This window comes from Marinobacter sp. BSs20148 (genome assembly GCF_000283275.1).
In the GTDB taxonomy this organism is placed as follows: Bacteria; Pseudomonadota; Gammaproteobacteria; order Pseudomonadales; family Oleiphilaceae; genus Marinobacter; species Marinobacter psychrophilus.
On the sequence record NC_018268.1, the window covers coordinates 2876752 to 2891969 of the forward strand.

The following is a 15218-nucleotide window of genomic DNA, read 5'->3' on the forward strand; positions in this document are numbered from 1 at the left end:
AGTGATGCCTCAGGCCCTTCTATTGCTCGAAGCGCCTGAGGAACAACTGCTCAAACCGGCGGATGTTCTGCTGCACATAATCAATAAACGCCCGCATGGCCGGGGTTGGGTGGCGCGCCTGGGGATACACCACGCACCAGCTGCGCCTTAGTGGAAACCCGGCGATATTCACAATGCTCAGGCTGCCCAGGGCCAACTCGGACAGCACCCCCAGCTTCGGCAAAACAGCCACCCCCAAGCCTGCCAGCACCGCATGCTTCACCGCGTCGTTAGAGCCAAGCTCCATACTTGGAATCGCCCGCAAACGCTGATTCTGGCAGTGCAGCTCCAGCGCCAGGCGGCTGCCAGAGCCGCTCTCACGCACCAACAAACCGCTGTCCAGAAACGCCTGGGCGCTCACGCTCGTCTGATCAAGCAACGGATGCCCCCGCGGTACCACTGGCACCAGCTCGTTGTCCAGAAACGGCAAAGACGTCAATGGCCGCTCCGCCGGCACCATGCCCATAATCACCAGGTCATCAGCGTTGTCATTCAGCCTTTGCAGCGCCGTTGCGCGGTTTACCACCGACACCGACACGGTTACCTGCGGGTTTAGCTGCAAAAACGCCCCCAACATATAAGGCACCACATATTGCGCCGTATTGACGGCCACCAGGCGTAACTCTCCGGCCACCTGCCCTTCCAGCGCCGCCAAATTGTTCTGCACCTGCTCCAGGGCAGCAAACACCAAACGCACACATTTCGCCATTTCCTCACCGGCGGCGGTGCAATAAAGCTTGCGCCCAACATACTCAAACATCGGCAACCCTAATGCCTGTTCCAAATGACGCACCTGACTGCTGATAGCCGGCTGCGTCAACCCCAACAACTCCCCTGCCTTGCTGTAGCTTTTTAAATCGTAAACCGCTTTAAACACCTGAAGCTGACGAAAGGTCAGGCGACTGGCGAGGTTTTGAATGCTTAACGGCATGGCACTGGGCCTTTCTAAATTGACTCATAAGGGATTACTTATACTCAAGCAAAATAATACCAATTTTTACAAAAGAGTCGAGAGCGCTACTCTTTTTGAATTCGCCATTCGGGTTTTATTACCTTCATTAGGGACGCAGAAATGAGGAGTCTCCCATGTTGAAGAAAGTACTCATCGCTAACCGCGGCGAGATCGCCGTCCGCATTGTGCGGGCCTGTGCGGAAATGGGGATACGCTCCGTCGCCATCTACACCGAGCCAGACCGTTATGGCCTGCACGTAAAGCGCGCCGACGAAGCCTATTCTTTGGGCGACGACCCATTGGCAGGGTATCTGGACCCGGCCCGCATCGTTAACCTTGCGGTAGAGACCGGCTGCGACGCCATTCACCCCGGTTACGGCTTTTTATCAGAAAACGCCAACTTTGCGCGTTTGTGCGAACAAAAAGGCGTGGCGTTTATCGGCCCAAAATCCGACGTTGTGCACAAAATGGGCGATAAAACCCAAGCTCGCGACAGTATGCGCGCCGCCGGCATACCCATCACCCCCGGCTCTGACGGCAACCTTGCAGATCTGGAGGAAGCCTTGAAACTGGCCAACGAGATTGGCTACCCGGTCATGGTGAAAGCCACCTCGGGCGGCGGCGGCCGGGGTATTCGCCGCTGCGACACACCTCAGGAACTGACAGCCCAGTACCCGCGCGTCATTTCTGAGGCCACCAAGGCCTTTGGCTCTGCCGAAGTGTTTATGGAAAAGTGCATTGTGAATCCGCGCCACATTGAGGTGCAGATACTGGCGGACAGTCACGGCAACGTTATTCACTTGTTCGAACGCGATTGTTCGATACAACGGCGCAACCAAAAGCTGATTGAAATTGCACCCAGCCCGCAGCTCACGCCGGAGCAACGACAGTACATTGGCGCCTTGGCAGTGAGGGCGGCTGAAGCCGTAGGCTACGAAAACGCCGGCACCGTGGAATTTCTGCTGGCCGGCAACGAAGTGCACTTTATGGAAATGAACACCCGGGTGCAGGTGGAACACACCATCACCGAGGCCATTACCGGAGTGGATATTGTGCGTGAACAACTGCGCATCGCTGCCGGCCTGCCCCTGAGTTATCGCCAGGAAGACATTCAGTTCCGTGGCTATGCGCTGCAATTTCGCATCAACGCGGAAGATCCGAAAAACGACTTTTTGCCCAGTTTTGGCCGTATTACCCATTACTACGCGCCCGGCGGCCCCGGCGTACGTGTGGACACCGCTATCTACACCGGCTACGAAATCCCGCCCTATTACGACTCTATGTGCCTGAAGCTGGTGGTGTGGGCGCTGACCTGGGACGAAGTCATCGCCCGCGGCAAGCGCGCTCTGGACGACATGCGTTTGCACGGCATCAAAACCACGGCCCAGTACTACCAGCAGATTCTGGAGCATCCAGACTTCCGCGCTGGCAACTTTGACACCAGCTTTGTGCCCAGCCACCCGGAACTTTTGAAATATTCCACTAAACGCCACCCCAGTGCCATTGCACTCGCCATTGCCGCCACCATCGCCGCGCACTCCGGCTGGTAATTCGCAGGAGAATAAGATCATGAGCAAAGCAAAACGAATTGAGGTAACCGACCTGATTCTGCGTGACGCGCACCAGTCGCTGATTGCCACCCGCATGCGCACTGAAGACATGTTGCCCATCTGCGGCAAGTTGGATCAGGTAGGCTACTGGTCTCTGGAAGTCTGGGGCGGTGCCACCTTTGACGCCTGCGTGCGGTTTCTGAAAGAAGACCCCTGGGAGCGCCTGCAAAAGCTGCGGGAAGCGCTGCCCAACACACGCCTGCAAATGCTGTTGCGGGGCCAGAATCTTCTGGGCTATCGCCATTACGCAGACGACGTGGTGGAGGCCTTTGTACAAAAAGCCGCAGAAAATGGCGTCGACGTGTTTCGGGTGTTTGATGCGCTAAACGATCTACGCAACATCGAAGTCGCGATGAAAGCGGTGAAAAAAGCCGGCAAGCATGCCCAAGGCACCATCTGCTACACCACCAGCCCGGTGCACACCGCAGAATTGTTTGTTCAGCAAGCCAAAGACATGCAGGCCATGGGCGCCGACTCCATCGCCATCAAGGATATGGCGGGACTGCTGACGCCTTACGGCACCTACGATCTGGTCAAAGCCATCAAGGCGAAGGTGGATCTGCCGCTGGTGATCCACAGCCACTCCACTTCTGGCCTGGCGCCTCTGTGCCAGCTCAAAGCCATTGAAGCCGGCGTAGACCGCATGGATACGGCCATTTCTTCGTTCGCCTCCGGCACCAGTCATCCGGCAACCGAATCCCAGGTGGCCGCGCTGAAGGGCACCGATTACGACACCGGCCTGGATTTGAATCTGCTGAGCGAAATCGCCGATTACTTCCGCGAAGTTCGCAAGAAGTACCGGCAGTTCGAAAGCGAGTTCACCCGCGAAGACGTGTCTGTTCAGATTAATCAGGTGCCCGGCGGCATGATGTCCAACCTGGCCAACCAACTCAAAGAACAGAACGCGCTGGACCGTATCCGCGAAGTGTTCGATGAAATTCCGCGGGTACGGGAAGACCTCGGTTTTCCACCGCTGGTTACGCCCACCTCACAGATTGTCGGTACCCAGGCGGTATACAACGTACTGGCCGGCCAGCGCTATAAAACCATCACCAACGAAGTAAAACGCTACCTGCAGGGTGGCTATGGTCGGCCGCCAGCGCCGGTGAACGCCGACCTGCGCAAAAAAGCCATTGGCAATAAAACCGTTGACGAAGGCCGCCCGGCCGACCATCTCAGCCCCGAAATGGACAAACTGCGCAAAGACATTGGCGAGCTGGCCCTTAACGAGGAAGACGTGCTCACCTTCGCCATGTTCCCTGACCTCGGCCGCGAGTTCCTGCAGCAACGCAAAGACGGCACACTGGTGCCGGAGGCCCTGTTGCAACCGGAAACAAAATCCGGTGGTCGCCTGGTCACCGGTGTTGCCACCGAATTCCGCATTGAAGTGCACGGTGAGAGCTACGAAGTGGCGGTCACCGGCTCCGGTGAATCCGGTGTGGGTAAACGCAAACTCTATCTGTCACTTGACGGCATGCCGGAAGAAGTGGTGTTTGAATCCCTCAACGACTATGTGGCACAAAGCAGCAACGGCCGCAAAAAGGCATCCATGCCCGGCCACGTCAGCACCGCCATGCCCGGCAATGTGGTCGAGGTTCTGGTGAAAGAAGGCGACACGGTGAGTGCCGGTCAAGCCGTACTGATCACCGAAGCGATGAAGATGGAAACCGAAGTACACGCTGACATTGACGGCAAAATCGCGGCCATTTACGTCACCAAAGGCGACCGGGTAACCCCGGGTGAAATGCTGATCGATATCGTCTGATTAGGGTGAAATCTGTTTTGAATAAAAGCAAAAAGCCGCCTCTGAGATCAGAGACGGCTTTTTAAGTTCAATAACCCATCAGGCCAGAGTCGCCCAAAGGTCATGCTCGTCCGCGTGGTCCACCACCGCCCGAACAATCTGCCCGGGCACCAAATCCGTGGCATCGTTCAGATACACCATGCCATCAATTTCTGGCGCATCGGCTTTTGATCGCCCGATGGCGCCTTCTTCGTCTACTTCGTCAATCAGCACGTCAATGGTGGTGCCAATTTTTGCCTGCAAGCGGGCGGCTGAAATCTCGGCCTGCTTGGTCATAAACCGAGCCAGACGTTCTTCTTTAACGTCTTCCGGTACCGCGCCTTCGATCTCGTTAGCCTTGGCTCCTTCAACCGCGCTATAGGTGAATGCACCAACACGATCCAGCTGCGCCTGGTCCAGCCAATCCAGCAGGTATTGGAAATCTTCTTCGGTTTCACCGGGGAAGCCCACAATAAAGGTGGAACGAATGGTGAGCTCCGGGCAGATTTCCCGCCATTTACGAATGCGGTCCAGGGTTTTGCTGTCGTGGGCAGGGCGCTTCATGGCTTTCAGCACTTTCGGGCTGGCGTGCTGGAACGGAATGTCCAGATACGGCAGAATTTTCCCTTCGGCCATTAACGGAATAATGTCGTCCACATGAGGATACGGATACACGTAATGCAAGCGTACCCAAACGCCCATTTCGCCCAGCGCTTCGCACAGCGACTGCATTTTGGTTTTAATCGGGCGCCCCTGCCAGAAACCGGTGCGGTACTTGGTGTCTACGCCGTAGGCCGAGGTGTCCTGGGAAATAACGAGCAGTTCTTTAACACCCGCGTCGACCAAACGTTGAGCTTCATCCATCACATCGCCAATGGGACGGCTGACCAGATCGCCGCGCATCGACGGGATAATGCAGAAGGTGCAGCGATGATTGCAGCCTTCGGAGATTTTCAGGTAGGCATAGTGCCGCGGCGTCAGCTTGATACCTTGGGGCGGCACCAGATCCGTGAACGGGTCGTGCTTGCGGGTGGGCGGCACAAACTGGTGTACCGCACCGACCACTTCTTCATACGCATGGGGCCCCGATACCGCCAGCACGCCGGGATGGGTTTCGCGGATTTTGTCTGCTTCAACGCCCATACAACCGGTGACAATGACTTTACCGTTTTCACTGATAGCTTCACCAATGGCGTCCAGAGACTCCTGTTTCGCCGCATCAATAAAACCGCAGGTGTTCACCACCACAATGTCGGCGTCTTTGTAGGTTGGTACTACGTCATACCCGTCCAACCTCAGCTGGGTCAGAATACGCTCGGAGTCTACCAGGGCCTTGGGGCAACCCAGACTGATAAAACCAACTCTGCCGTTACTGGCTTTTGTGTTTTCGGTCTTTTCTATCATAGAGCGGTTCGTAGTTCCTGATGCCGAGCGTATCAACGCAAATAAATGGAAGTAATATTTTACACCAGACGAGCGCGCCGCTACAGCAAAAGCCGAAACCTGCTCCATCGACAATGGATCATTCCAAGTGAAAATTTGTGAACATCCATCCGTAAAAAAGCGAATAATCTGCCACACTATGAACCATATGAATTTAAACCATATAACCTCAGACTGATTGAGCCCGACCACTGCCTATGAAATTCACATCTGCACAACCAAATCTACGCGATCAGCAACGGGTTGACGTCAAGACCGATATCGTTATTGAAAGGCCAGATGGTTGCCAGTGCAGTTGCACAACGGCAAACTTGTCGCGTTCAGGTGTGATGGTATCTTGCAATCAATCGACTGCGAACCTTCTGGCCCAGGGCAACCGGGCGCTGGCGCCGGGAAACCCCATGCCGGTGAAAGCCCGTTTTTCCGTGCCCATGCAACCGGCACAGCCGGTTATTATCGCCGCAGGTAATATTGTGCATTTTCGACGAATTGCCCAAGACCGGTTTCAGGTTGGCATTCAATTTGAAGAATTTGAGGGCGGTGGATGCGCTTGTGTTGACCAGTATGTACGCAGTCTTCTTAATGAACGCGGCAAATTTACCTGAAAGCCCCGAACTCCCCGCCGAAACCATTACAATACCCGGCCAGCTGAGCTGTAATCAGACTCGGCGTTATTCGATCACCCATCAGGGACCCGCTATTTCATGGCAATCAAATATCTTCGCACGGCTTTCGCCAGCCAATACCAGCCGGGGCAACCTGCACGCTTGCGCAGCGGCGAAGCTCTGGAAGAGCCTGGTGGCGATTACGAGGCCCTGCACAAACAGATGAAGCGTCTGTTCAACGCCAAACCCGGAAAGAAATTCGGCCGTTTCTCTGACGATATCGGCGAAAGCCCTTTCAGCACCTGGCTGAAAGATTATCTGGAAGGCAAACAGGGCTTTGCGGCCATGAGCAGCCGGCTTTTCGATCAATGGCAGGAACTGCTCAGCGGCTGCCAGGAAGAGCATCACGGCCATTTGATGCTGGTGCACGAGGCCCTGGCGGATACAGAGGTTGCGTACTTGCTGGTTGTAGAAGCAGACAGCGCCATGCGATTTGATGGTAACCAGGCGTTAGACGCCACCGACATTCTCAGCCTTTCACGGTTGAACCTGGCGCTGCGAATTGAGCTTACCGACTGGCAGCGTAATGGCGGTGGCGGTGCCAGCAGCGACAGCGACAGCGACAGCAACTATTTGACGCTGGTACACGCCCGCGGCACCGCTGAGCCGGGTGAACTGTTTATTCGTCTGTGCGGTTTTACCAATCAGGTAGATGTAGAAAAAGAGACCCTGACGTTTCTGGACGCGGTGGAAGCTTTCGCAAAAACCGAGCAGCCGGGTAAAGCGGGCGAAGTGCGCAGCCGCGCCTATGAATTCTGTAAGGAACAGCACGCTCTGGGAGAGCCGGTGGCCATCGAGGCGTTGTCGGGTTATCTCGATCAAGACCAACCTGAGCGTTTTCGCGAGTTCGCCAGTAAAACGGCTGAGTTGCCCGCAAGCGGCGTGCTGCATCCGGATCATCGTAAGGTGAAGAAGCTGGTGCGCATTGGGGGATCGGGTGGTGGTATGAGCGTGTCTTTTTCGTCGGACTTGATGAATCAGGCGGTTTATTATGACCGCGACAAAGATTCTTTGACAATTACTCGTTTGCCTAAAGTTTTGCGGGAGCAGTTGCAGCGTTATCTTGATAGTCGCGAGGAGTAAATTGGCTTGGGTTGGGTGGCTAAATCTCGGAACTGAGCTTTGGTGGCTGGCTACGCGGCGGGGAGAGTCTTTTCTTATGAAAAAAGAACTCGCTGCGCTCAGACACCTTTTTCCTGCCAGAAAAGACTCTCCCCACCCCGCAGCCAACATGACTTTGTGGCTGCAGCCCAGTGGTTCTTTTGAATTAGGTCTGTTCAACTTTTATCTTTGTTAGGAAATAGGCCTGTTTCATTTATACTCATTTTTTTGAGCTGTTTATCAGCAGGCTTTTATTATGAATATCGATAAGGCAAAAAAGCGGATCGCAAAGCTGGTAAAGAAGGGCTTTGATGGCTATCCGTTGATTTCGTTGGAATACTTTGGAGAGACGTCGGACTCCGCTATGAAAGTTGTTATTTCATTTGTTGCGGAGGAGAACGCAGAGCCTCAGAAGCAGGCATTTTCGAGCGTTACTGACGCCCGGAAAGACGAAGCGATTCAATCGACCCTGGTGAAGATTATTGAGCGATCTGACGTTAGAACGGTGGTTGAAGTTGAGGGTGTTTCAAAATGATACGGCTGACGAATATTCAACTGGTGCTTGATCACGATGATCAAGCGATGACCAGCGCTGTATTGGATCGTTTATCAATCACGGCCGACGATCTGGTGAGCATTCACGTGCATAAGCGCGGATACGATGCCCGTAAAAAAACCAATATCATGCTTATTTACACGCTCGATGTTGAGACCACCCATAACGAATCCCTGATCAAAAAATTTACTGAACATCAGCTGGTTAAGGCAACTCCGGATATGAGCTACCAGTTCGTGGCGAAGGCCCCGGCAGATTTACAGGAACGCCCGGTTGTCATCGGTTTTGGGCCCTGTGGTCTGTTGGCCGGCTTGGTGCTAGCGCAGATGGGTTATAAACCCATTATTCTGGATCGCGGCAAAGAGGTGCGTGAGCGTACGAAAGACACCTTTGGTTTTTGGCGCAAGAAAATCCTTAATACCGAATCCAATGTGCAGTTTGGGGAAGGCGGTGCCGGAACCTTCTCTGACGGTAAGCTTTACAGCCAGGTGAAAGACCCGAATCACTACGGTCGTAAGGTATTAACCGAATTTGTGGCGTCCGGAGCACCAGACGAGATCATGTTTGTCAGTAAACCGCACATAGGTACTTTTCGACTGGTCACTATGGTTGAGCAGATACGTGCGAAAATCATCGAACTGGGAGGCGAGATACGTTTCAGCGCCCGCGTTGACGGTGTGCAAATCGACAACAGCCAGATTACCGGTGTGGTATTAGCCGATGGCGAAGTGATTCATTCCAGACACATCGCGTTGGCGATTGGTCACAGTGCCCGCGATACTTTTCAGATGCTCTACGATAGCAAGGTATATATCGAGGCCAAGCCGTTTTCTGTTGGTTTCCGCATCGAGCACCCACAATCCGTCATTGATAAAGCGCGTTTTGGCAAAAATGTGGGCAACCCGATTCTGGGTGCTGCCGACTATAAGCTGGTTCATCATTGTAAAAGCGGGCGCTCTGTATACAGCTTTTGTATGTGCCCGGGTGGCACTGTGGTGGCTGCCGCTTCGGAGGAACATGGCGTGGTGACCAATGGTATGAGCCAATATTCCCGTGCCGAACGTAATGCCAACAGTGCGATTGTCGTGGGTATTGATCCGTCAGATTACCCGGGAAATCCACTGGCAGGAATCGATTTCCAGCGAGCACTCGAGCGTAATGCCTACGTGTTAGGTGGTTCCAACTACGATGCGCCAGCACAGAAAGTGGGTAACTTTTTAAAAGGAACGTCCTCCGAAACGGTTGGCAGTGTAGAGCCCTCTTTCCAACCCGGCGTCAAACTGACCGACTTGTCGAAAGCGCTGCCTGATTTTTGTATCGAGGCTATTCGCGAAGCCATTCCGGTTTTCAACAGAAAAATTAAAGGCTTTGCTTTGGAAGATGCGCTATTGACCGGTGTAGAAACCCGAACGTCTGCACCTATCTGCATAAAGCGCGGTAAAGATTTTCAGAGCATCAACACTCAAGGTTTGTACCCCGCCGGTGAAGGCGCGGGCTATGCCGGTGGCATTCTGTCAGCGGCCATAGACGGCATTAAAGTCGCCGAAGCTATGGCGCTCAGCATCAACACCTGGCATCAGAAGTCCGCATAAAAACGTCGGGGCCATAGCATTGCAAATCTGGAAGATTACCGAGACAGCGCTGGTTGCGGAATGATCGCCCCGTTATACTATTCAGTTGCTTCTCTTATTATGTTTGCGAAAGCTTCTTGCCCGAAAATCCTGACTGCGGGCACCCAATACATCCAGTTGCGTTGAGACCCATGGCCAAAAAGTTATTCATCAAAACCCACGGCTGCCAGATGAATGAATACGATTCATCCCGCATGGCTGATCTTTTAAAAGTCGGTGAAGCGGTTGAAATGACCGACAGCCCGGAAGACGCCGATATTCTATTGCTGAATACCTGCTCCATTCGTGAAAAGGCCCAGGAAAAGGTGTTTCACCAATTGGGTCGCTGGAAAAATCTGAAAAAGAACAAACCGGGGCTGATCATCGGCGTTGGCGGTTGCGTGGCCAGCCAGGAAGGCCAAGCGATTATTGACCGTGCGCCCTTTGTAGATATGGTCTTCGGCCCGCAAACGCTGCACCGTTTGCCGGCCATGATTACCGAGGTACGGATGAAGGGTAACGGCGTCGGCGTGGTCGATGTCAGCTTCCCGGAAATTGAAAAATTCGACAATCTCCCAGAGCCCGGCGCCGATGGCCCGTCTGCATTTGTGTCGATTATGGAAGGCTGCAGCAAATACTGCACATTCTGCGTGGTGCCCTACACCCGCGGCGAAGAAGTCAGCCGGCCGGCGGACGATGTGATTGCGGAAGTGGCTCATCTGGCCTCACAGAACGTGCGCGAAATTAACCTTTTGGGCCAAAACGTGAACGCCTACCGTGGCGACACTCACGATGGCGATGTGATGGACTTGGCCGAACTGATCACGCTGATTGCCACCATTGATGGCATTGACCGCATTCGCTACACCACCTCACACCCGGTGGAATTCACCGATGCGTTGATTGATGTTTACGAGCAGGTACCAGAACTGGTCAACCATCTGCACCTGCCGGTGCAAAGCGGCTCTGATCGCATACTCTCAGCCATGAAGCGCGGCCATACGGCTTTGGAGTACAAATCCAAGCTTCGCCGCCTGCGTAAGATTCGACCGGACATCAGTTTTTCATCGGACTTCATCATTGGGTTCCCCGGTGAAACCGAGAAAGATTTTGAAGACACGATGAAGCTGATCAATGACATTGGTTTCGATATGTCGTTCAGCTTTATTTACAGCGCACGCCCCGGCACTCCAGCGTCAGATTTGCCGGATAATACGGAGATGGCGGTGAAGAAGCAGCGTCTGAAGATTCTGCAGGATCGTATAAACCAAACGGTTATGGACATCAGCCGCAAAATGGTGGGTACTACGCAGCGCATTTTGGTGACCGGTCTGTCTAAAAAGGATCCGGGCGAGCTTTCAGGCCGCACGGAGAACAACCGTATCGTCAATTTCCGCCATGACAATTCAGCGGCTATCGGGCATTTTATAGACGTTGAGATCATAGCGGCTTATTCGAATTCCTTGCGTGGTTTGCCGGTGGATTCTGAATTGTATTGAAAAATTTTGCCCATCGCCGATATCAGCAAAATCAAAAAATGCTCCCTACAAGAACCACGGGGGTAAAACGGAGAAAACTTGGACGCCAACGATTCCAGACAATTTGATTTGTACCCGATTGATCAGCGCCGTTTAACGACTCTTTGCGGCCAGTTTGATGAAAATCTGAAACAGGTTGAGCGTCGCTTGCAGGTTTCTATCAGCCGCCGCGGGCATCACTTCCGCGTTCAGGGTGCGACCGAAAATGTGGCAGCCGCCACTGAGGTTGTGCGGCACATGTATCGGGAAACAGAAGCCACCGAGGATCTGACGCCAGACACAGTGCATCTGTATATCCGCGAAACCGGTTTTGAACGGTTGCCGGAAGATATTCCGTTTGACGGTGCCGTAACCATTATCAAAACCCCGAAGCTAACCGCCAAACCTCGTGGTGCCAACCAGCAGCGATATGTGCACAATATTCGCACCCACGACATAAACTTTGGCATTGGGCCAGCGGGTACGGGTAAAACCTGGCTAGCGGTTGCCTGCGCAGTGGAAGCATTAAAAGACGAGCAAGTTAAACGCATACTGCTGGTGCGCCCGGCGGTGGAAGCGGGCGAAAAACTGGGTTTCCTGCCCGGCGATCTGGCGCAGAAGGTCGACCCATACCTTCGCCCGCTGTACGACGCTCTTTACGAGATGCTGGGCTTTGAACATGTAACGCGTCTGATTGAAAAAAGCGTGATCGAGATTGCACCGCTGGCGTTTATGCGCGGGCGCACACTGAACAACTCGTTCATCATTCTGGACGAAAGCCAAAACACCACCCGCGAGCAGATGAAGATGTTCCTGACCCGCATCGGCTTTGGCTCTACCGCGGTAATTACCGGGGACACAACTCAGATTGACCTACCCCGCGGCCAGAATTCAGGGCTGATTCACGCCGCCACGGTACTGAATAATGTCGCCGGGATAAGTTTTATTCGTTTTGAATCCAAAGACGTGGTTCGCCACCCGCTGGTTCAGCGTATCGTTGAAGCTTACGGTGCTATTAACGATGGTAACGATCGCAACGGCAGCAACGAGCGGTGAACACCGTCACACTGGACTTGCAGTTAGCCAGCGACGCGGCGAACATCCCGTCGGAAAACCAATTCCGGCAGTGGTCGCAGTTGGCCTGGCAGGGCGATGAGCCAACCGAAGTCACCATTCGTATCGTTGACGAATCTGAAATGCATGCCTTGAATTTCCAGTACCGCGGAAAAGACAAACCGACGAACGTCCTGTCCTTTCCATTTGAAGCGCCGGCCGGTATACACATTCCATTAGCGGGTGATCTGGTTATTTGCGCTCCAATAGTTGCACAAGAAGCCCGGGAACAGTACAAAGACACTCACGCCCATTGGGCGCATATGATTATTCATGGCATGCTGCATCTGCAGAGCTACGACCACATCGACGATAACGAGGCAGAGGAAATGGAAGGCCTCGAAATACGTCTGCTGGCGCAGATCGGCATTACCAATCCTTACGACCACGCAGAGGTAACCGAAAAAGACTCATGAGCGATGATCACTCGAGTCACAGCCAGGGTAGCAGTAACAAATCTTGGCTGGAGCGTATATCACAGGCCTTTTCCAGCGGGCCAGAATCTGTAGAAGACGTGCTGGAAATTCTGCGCGATGCCGAAGCCCAAGAAATCATCGACACCGATGCCATGAGCATCATCGAAGGTGCGATGCAGGTTCTGGACATGCGCGTAGAAGAAATCATGATTCCTCGCTCGCAAATGATTACGGTGAAAGCGAACCAGGACCCCCGTGAATTCCTTGGTGAAATCATCTCCTCCGCCCACAGTCGTTTTCCGGTGATTGGCGACAACCCGGATGACGTCATTGGCGTGCTGCTGGCCAAAGACCTGTTGCCACTGGCGATGGATGGCGAGCTGGACTGGAATCATATCCGCGAAATTCTGCGACCACCCAATTTTGTGCCCGAGAGCAAGCGCTTGAACCAGTTGCTCAAGGAATTTAAAGAAAATCGGAACCATATGGCGATGGTGGTTGACGAATACGGCGGTACCGCCGGTCTGGTCACCATCGAAGACGTGTTGGAACAGATTGTGGGCGAAATCGAAGACGAGCACGATTTCGACGAAGAAACCCACATCAAAGCCCACGGCGATGACAGCTGGGCGGTGAAAGCCGTGACCCCTATTGATGACTTCAATGAAGCCTTCAGCGCCAGTTTTGACGAAGAAGAATTCGACACCATTGGCGGCCTGGTTCTCAAGGAATTCGGACACCTGCCAAGGCGCGGTGAAACGGTTGAATTCGGTGGCTTGCGTTTTACCATTGCCAACGCCGACAACCGCGTTATTCGCTTATTACAGGTTACCCGCAGTGAGTTGTAGGTGAATAACACGAGCAACCAACACCCCGCCAGCATTCCCTCTGCCGTCACCCGCTCCCTGTCAGCCAACCGCTGGCTAGGAGCCGCGCTGCTGTTGATTGCCGGCGGGCTGCAAACCCTGACCTTTGCGCCCTACTATTTATGGTTGCTGGGTCCTGTTTCCATATTGCTGATTCTGTTGGTGTGCGTGCCTCTGGCTTCCAGCCAGCTGTTCCGTGCCGGTTGGCTTACCGGCCTTGGGCTGTTCGCCAGCGGCGCCAGCTGGGTATACGTCAGCATCAGCCAGTACGGCAATACCAGTCAGTGGATCGCCATTGTGCTGACCGCGCTGTTTGTGGCTGGCCTGGCTCTGTTTCATGGCCTGGCATTCTGGTTCTGGGGCAAGCTCGCGCGCTCCAGCGCAGTGCGCCGGCTGCTGTTATTCCCGGCTATTTGGCTTTTGGGCGACTGGCTACGGGGCTGGGTACTCACGGGCTTTCCCTGGCTGTATCTGGGCACCGCACACACCGACGGGCCGCTGGCCGGGTTAGCGCCCCTAGGCGGAGTGCATCTGGTTACTCTCGCCATAATAACGACCGCCGTTGCCGCCTATGGCGCGCTCTGGCTGATACTACAAACGCGGCACACTTTTGCTGCTACCGTGGTGGTCGCAGGGTTATTCCCCTGGCTGATCGCCCCTGCCCTGAATCGCACAGACTGGACGACTCTGGCGCAAGAGCCCACATCCGTGGCCGCCATGCAGGGCAATATTCCCCAGCAGATCAAGTGGGATCCGGAGTTTTTGAAAGACCAGATTGTGGCGTATCTGGGCATGACCGAAGACCACTGGAACACCGACATTATTCTTTGGCCGGAAACCGCCATTCCTATTCCCCAGGATAAAGCCGGCAAGATCATTGACCATATCAACGAACGTCTGGGCGAGAACAGCACACTGATTACAGGCATACCCTGGTACGGCTTCAGTGAGCGATCGGAAGGCTTTACCTACCACAACAGCATTACCGCACTGGGCGCCGGCGAAGGCATTTATCACAAGCAGAAACTGGTGCCATTTGGTGAGTACGTGCCGCTAGAAAAATATCTGCGGGGACTGATCGGTTTTTTTGATTTGCCCATGTCTAGCTTCACGCCAGGTCCGAAAAACCAATCGGCTCTGAATGCGAATGGGCTGCGGGTAATGCCGTTTATTTGCTACGAAGTAGCCTATCCGGATTTTTTGGCACGTAACGCGTTGAACGCGGATCTACTGCTAACCATCAGCAATGACGGTTGGTTTGGTGATTCCATCGGGCCGTTGCAGCACCTGCAATTGGCCCGAATGCGAGCTTTGGAAACCGGGCGCTACATGCTGCGCGGCACCAATAACGGCGTAACCGCGATCATCAACAATAAAGGCCAGATAACCGAACGCATTCCGCAGTTCGAACGTGCCGTTATGACCGGCCAGATTTATGGCGCCAGCGGCAGCACGCCTTATATGGTGACGTCATCTTGGCCGGTACTGACGTTTGCGCTTATCTTAATTGTGTTTGTCCGCGAGCGGGTTATACCGAAGCTCTAACA

13 protein-coding genes are annotated in these 15218 nt (G+C 54.0%); 11 read left to right on the forward strand and 2 right to left on the reverse strand.

The features are described from left to right. Positions 1 to 19 precede the first annotated feature (19 nt). Positions 20 to 970 (reverse strand): LysR family transcriptional regulator, encoded by a 951-nt coding sequence (locus MRBBS_RS13055; RefSeq protein ID WP_014871997.1) that lies wholly within the window; start codon positions 968 to 970, stop codon positions 20 to 22. A 155-nt stretch (positions 971 to 1125) separates the two neighbouring features. Between MRBBS_RS13055 and MRBBS_RS13060 the strand changes: the two genes are divergently transcribed. Together MRBBS_RS13060 and oadA are read left to right on the forward strand one after the other, a co-directional pair. Further along, positions 1126 to 2541 carry an acetyl-CoA carboxylase biotin carboxylase subunit gene (locus MRBBS_RS13060; protein WP_014871998.1) on the forward strand — a complete coding sequence of 472 codons (1416 nt, stop codon included), beginning with the start codon at positions 1126 to 1128 and terminating at the stop codon, positions 2539 to 2541. Positions 2542 to 2560: 19 nt separating this feature from the next. Next, positions 2561 to 4366 (forward strand): sodium-extruding oxaloacetate decarboxylase subunit alpha, encoded by a 1806-nt coding sequence (gene oadA / locus MRBBS_RS13065; RefSeq protein ID WP_014871999.1) that lies wholly within the window; start codon positions 2561 to 2563, stop codon positions 4364 to 4366. Positions 4367 to 4444: 78 nt separating this feature from the next. On the opposite strand, the gene rimO is transcribed toward oadA, so the two are convergent. Beyond that, positions 4445 to 5788: a 30S ribosomal protein S12 methylthiotransferase RimO gene (gene rimO / locus MRBBS_RS13070; RefSeq protein WP_014872000.1), complete on the reverse strand. Its 1344-nt coding sequence runs from the start codon at positions 5786 to 5788 to the stop codon at positions 4445 to 4447. Positions 5789 to 6024: 236 nt separating this feature from the next. Between rimO and MRBBS_RS13075 the strand changes: the two genes are divergently transcribed. From MRBBS_RS13075 to lnt, 9 genes are all read left to right on the forward strand, one after another. Continuing rightward, on the forward strand, positions 6025 to 6432 hold the full coding sequence (locus MRBBS_RS13075) for a PilZ domain-containing protein (RefSeq protein ID WP_083847062.1): 408 nt from the start codon (positions 6025 to 6027) through the stop codon (positions 6430 to 6432). Positions 6433 to 6531: 99 nt separating this feature from the next. Continuing rightward, positions 6532 to 7575, forward strand: a complete 1044-nt coding sequence (locus MRBBS_RS13080) for a nucleoid-associated protein (RefSeq protein ID WP_014872002.1) — start codon at positions 6532 to 6534, stop codon at positions 7573 to 7575. A gap of 274 nt (positions 7576 to 7849) precedes the next feature. Next, positions 7850 to 8128 carry a hypothetical protein gene (locus MRBBS_RS13085; protein WP_014872004.1) on the forward strand — a complete coding sequence of 93 codons (279 nt, stop codon included), beginning with the start codon at positions 7850 to 7852 and terminating at the stop codon, positions 8126 to 8128. Further along, positions 8125 to 9741 carry an NAD(P)/FAD-dependent oxidoreductase gene (locus MRBBS_RS13090; protein WP_014872005.1) on the forward strand — a complete coding sequence of 539 codons (1617 nt, stop codon included), beginning with the start codon at positions 8125 to 8127 and terminating at the stop codon, positions 9739 to 9741. The genes MRBBS_RS13085 and MRBBS_RS13090 overlap by 4 nt, the downstream gene beginning before the upstream one ends. Before the next feature lie 170 nt (positions 9742 to 9911). Next, a complete protein-coding gene (gene miaB, locus MRBBS_RS13095) occupies positions 9912 to 11258 on the forward strand; it encodes a tRNA (N6-isopentenyl adenosine(37)-C2)-methylthiotransferase MiaB (RefSeq protein WP_014872006.1) in 1347 nt (448 codons plus the stop codon). A 78-nt stretch (positions 11259 to 11336) separates the two neighbouring features. Continuing rightward, positions 11337 to 12332 carry a PhoH family protein gene (locus MRBBS_RS13100; protein WP_014872007.1) on the forward strand — a complete coding sequence of 332 codons (996 nt, stop codon included), beginning with the start codon at positions 11337 to 11339 and terminating at the stop codon, positions 12330 to 12332. After that, positions 12329 to 12805 (forward strand): rRNA maturation RNase YbeY, encoded by a 477-nt coding sequence (ybeY, locus tag MRBBS_RS13105; RefSeq protein WP_014872008.1) that lies wholly within the window; start codon positions 12329 to 12331, stop codon positions 12803 to 12805. Before MRBBS_RS13100 ends, ybeY begins: the two co-directional genes overlap by 4 nt. After that, positions 12802 to 13653, forward strand: coding sequence for an HlyC/CorC family transporter (locus tag MRBBS_RS13110; RefSeq protein WP_014872009.1), 852 nt, complete (start codon positions 12802 to 12804; stop codon positions 13651 to 13653). Before ybeY ends, MRBBS_RS13110 begins: the two co-directional genes overlap by 4 nt. Further along, positions 13654 to 15216 carry an apolipoprotein N-acyltransferase gene (lnt, locus tag MRBBS_RS13115; protein ID WP_014872010.1) on the forward strand — a complete coding sequence of 521 codons (1563 nt, stop codon included), beginning with the start codon at positions 13654 to 13656 and terminating at the stop codon, positions 15214 to 15216. Positions 15217 to 15218: the final 2 nt, after the last annotated feature.

Excerpts from the sequence above, each read along its gene's own strand:
- MRBBS_RS13110 (WP_014872009.1), top strand. The coding sequence starts at position 12,802 with ATGAGCGATGATCACTCGAGTCACAGCCAGGGTAGCAGTAACAAATCT.
- MRBBS_RS13090 (WP_014872005.1), top strand. The coding sequence starts at position 8,125 with ATGATACGGCTGACGAATATTCAACTGGTGCTTGATCACGATGATCAA.
- MRBBS_RS13060 (WP_014871998.1), top strand. The coding sequence starts at position 1,126 with ATGTTGAAGAAAGTACTCATCGCTAACCGCGGCGAGATCGCCGTCCGC.
- oadA (WP_014871999.1), top strand. The coding sequence starts at position 2,561 with ATGAGCAAAGCAAAACGAATTGAGGTAACCGACCTGATTCTGCGTGAC.
- MRBBS_RS13055 (WP_014871997.1), bottom strand. The coding sequence starts at position 970 with ATGCCGTTAAGCATTCAAAACCTCGCCAGTCGCCTGACCTTTCGTCAG.
- miaB (WP_014872006.1), top strand. The coding sequence starts at position 9,912 with ATGGCCAAAAAGTTATTCATCAAAACCCACGGCTGCCAGATGAATGAA.
- MRBBS_RS13085 (WP_014872004.1), top strand. The coding sequence starts at position 7,850 with ATGAATATCGATAAGGCAAAAAAGCGGATCGCAAAGCTGGTAAAGAAG.
- MRBBS_RS13075 (WP_083847062.1), top strand. The coding sequence starts at position 6,025 with ATGAAATTCACATCTGCACAACCAAATCTACGCGATCAGCAACGGGTT.
- rimO (WP_014872000.1), bottom strand. The coding sequence starts at position 5,788 with ATGATAGAAAAGACCGAAAACACAAAAGCCAGTAACGGCAGAGTTGGT.
- MRBBS_RS13080 (WP_014872002.1), top strand. The coding sequence starts at position 6,532 with ATGGCAATCAAATATCTTCGCACGGCTTTCGCCAGCCAATACCAGCCG.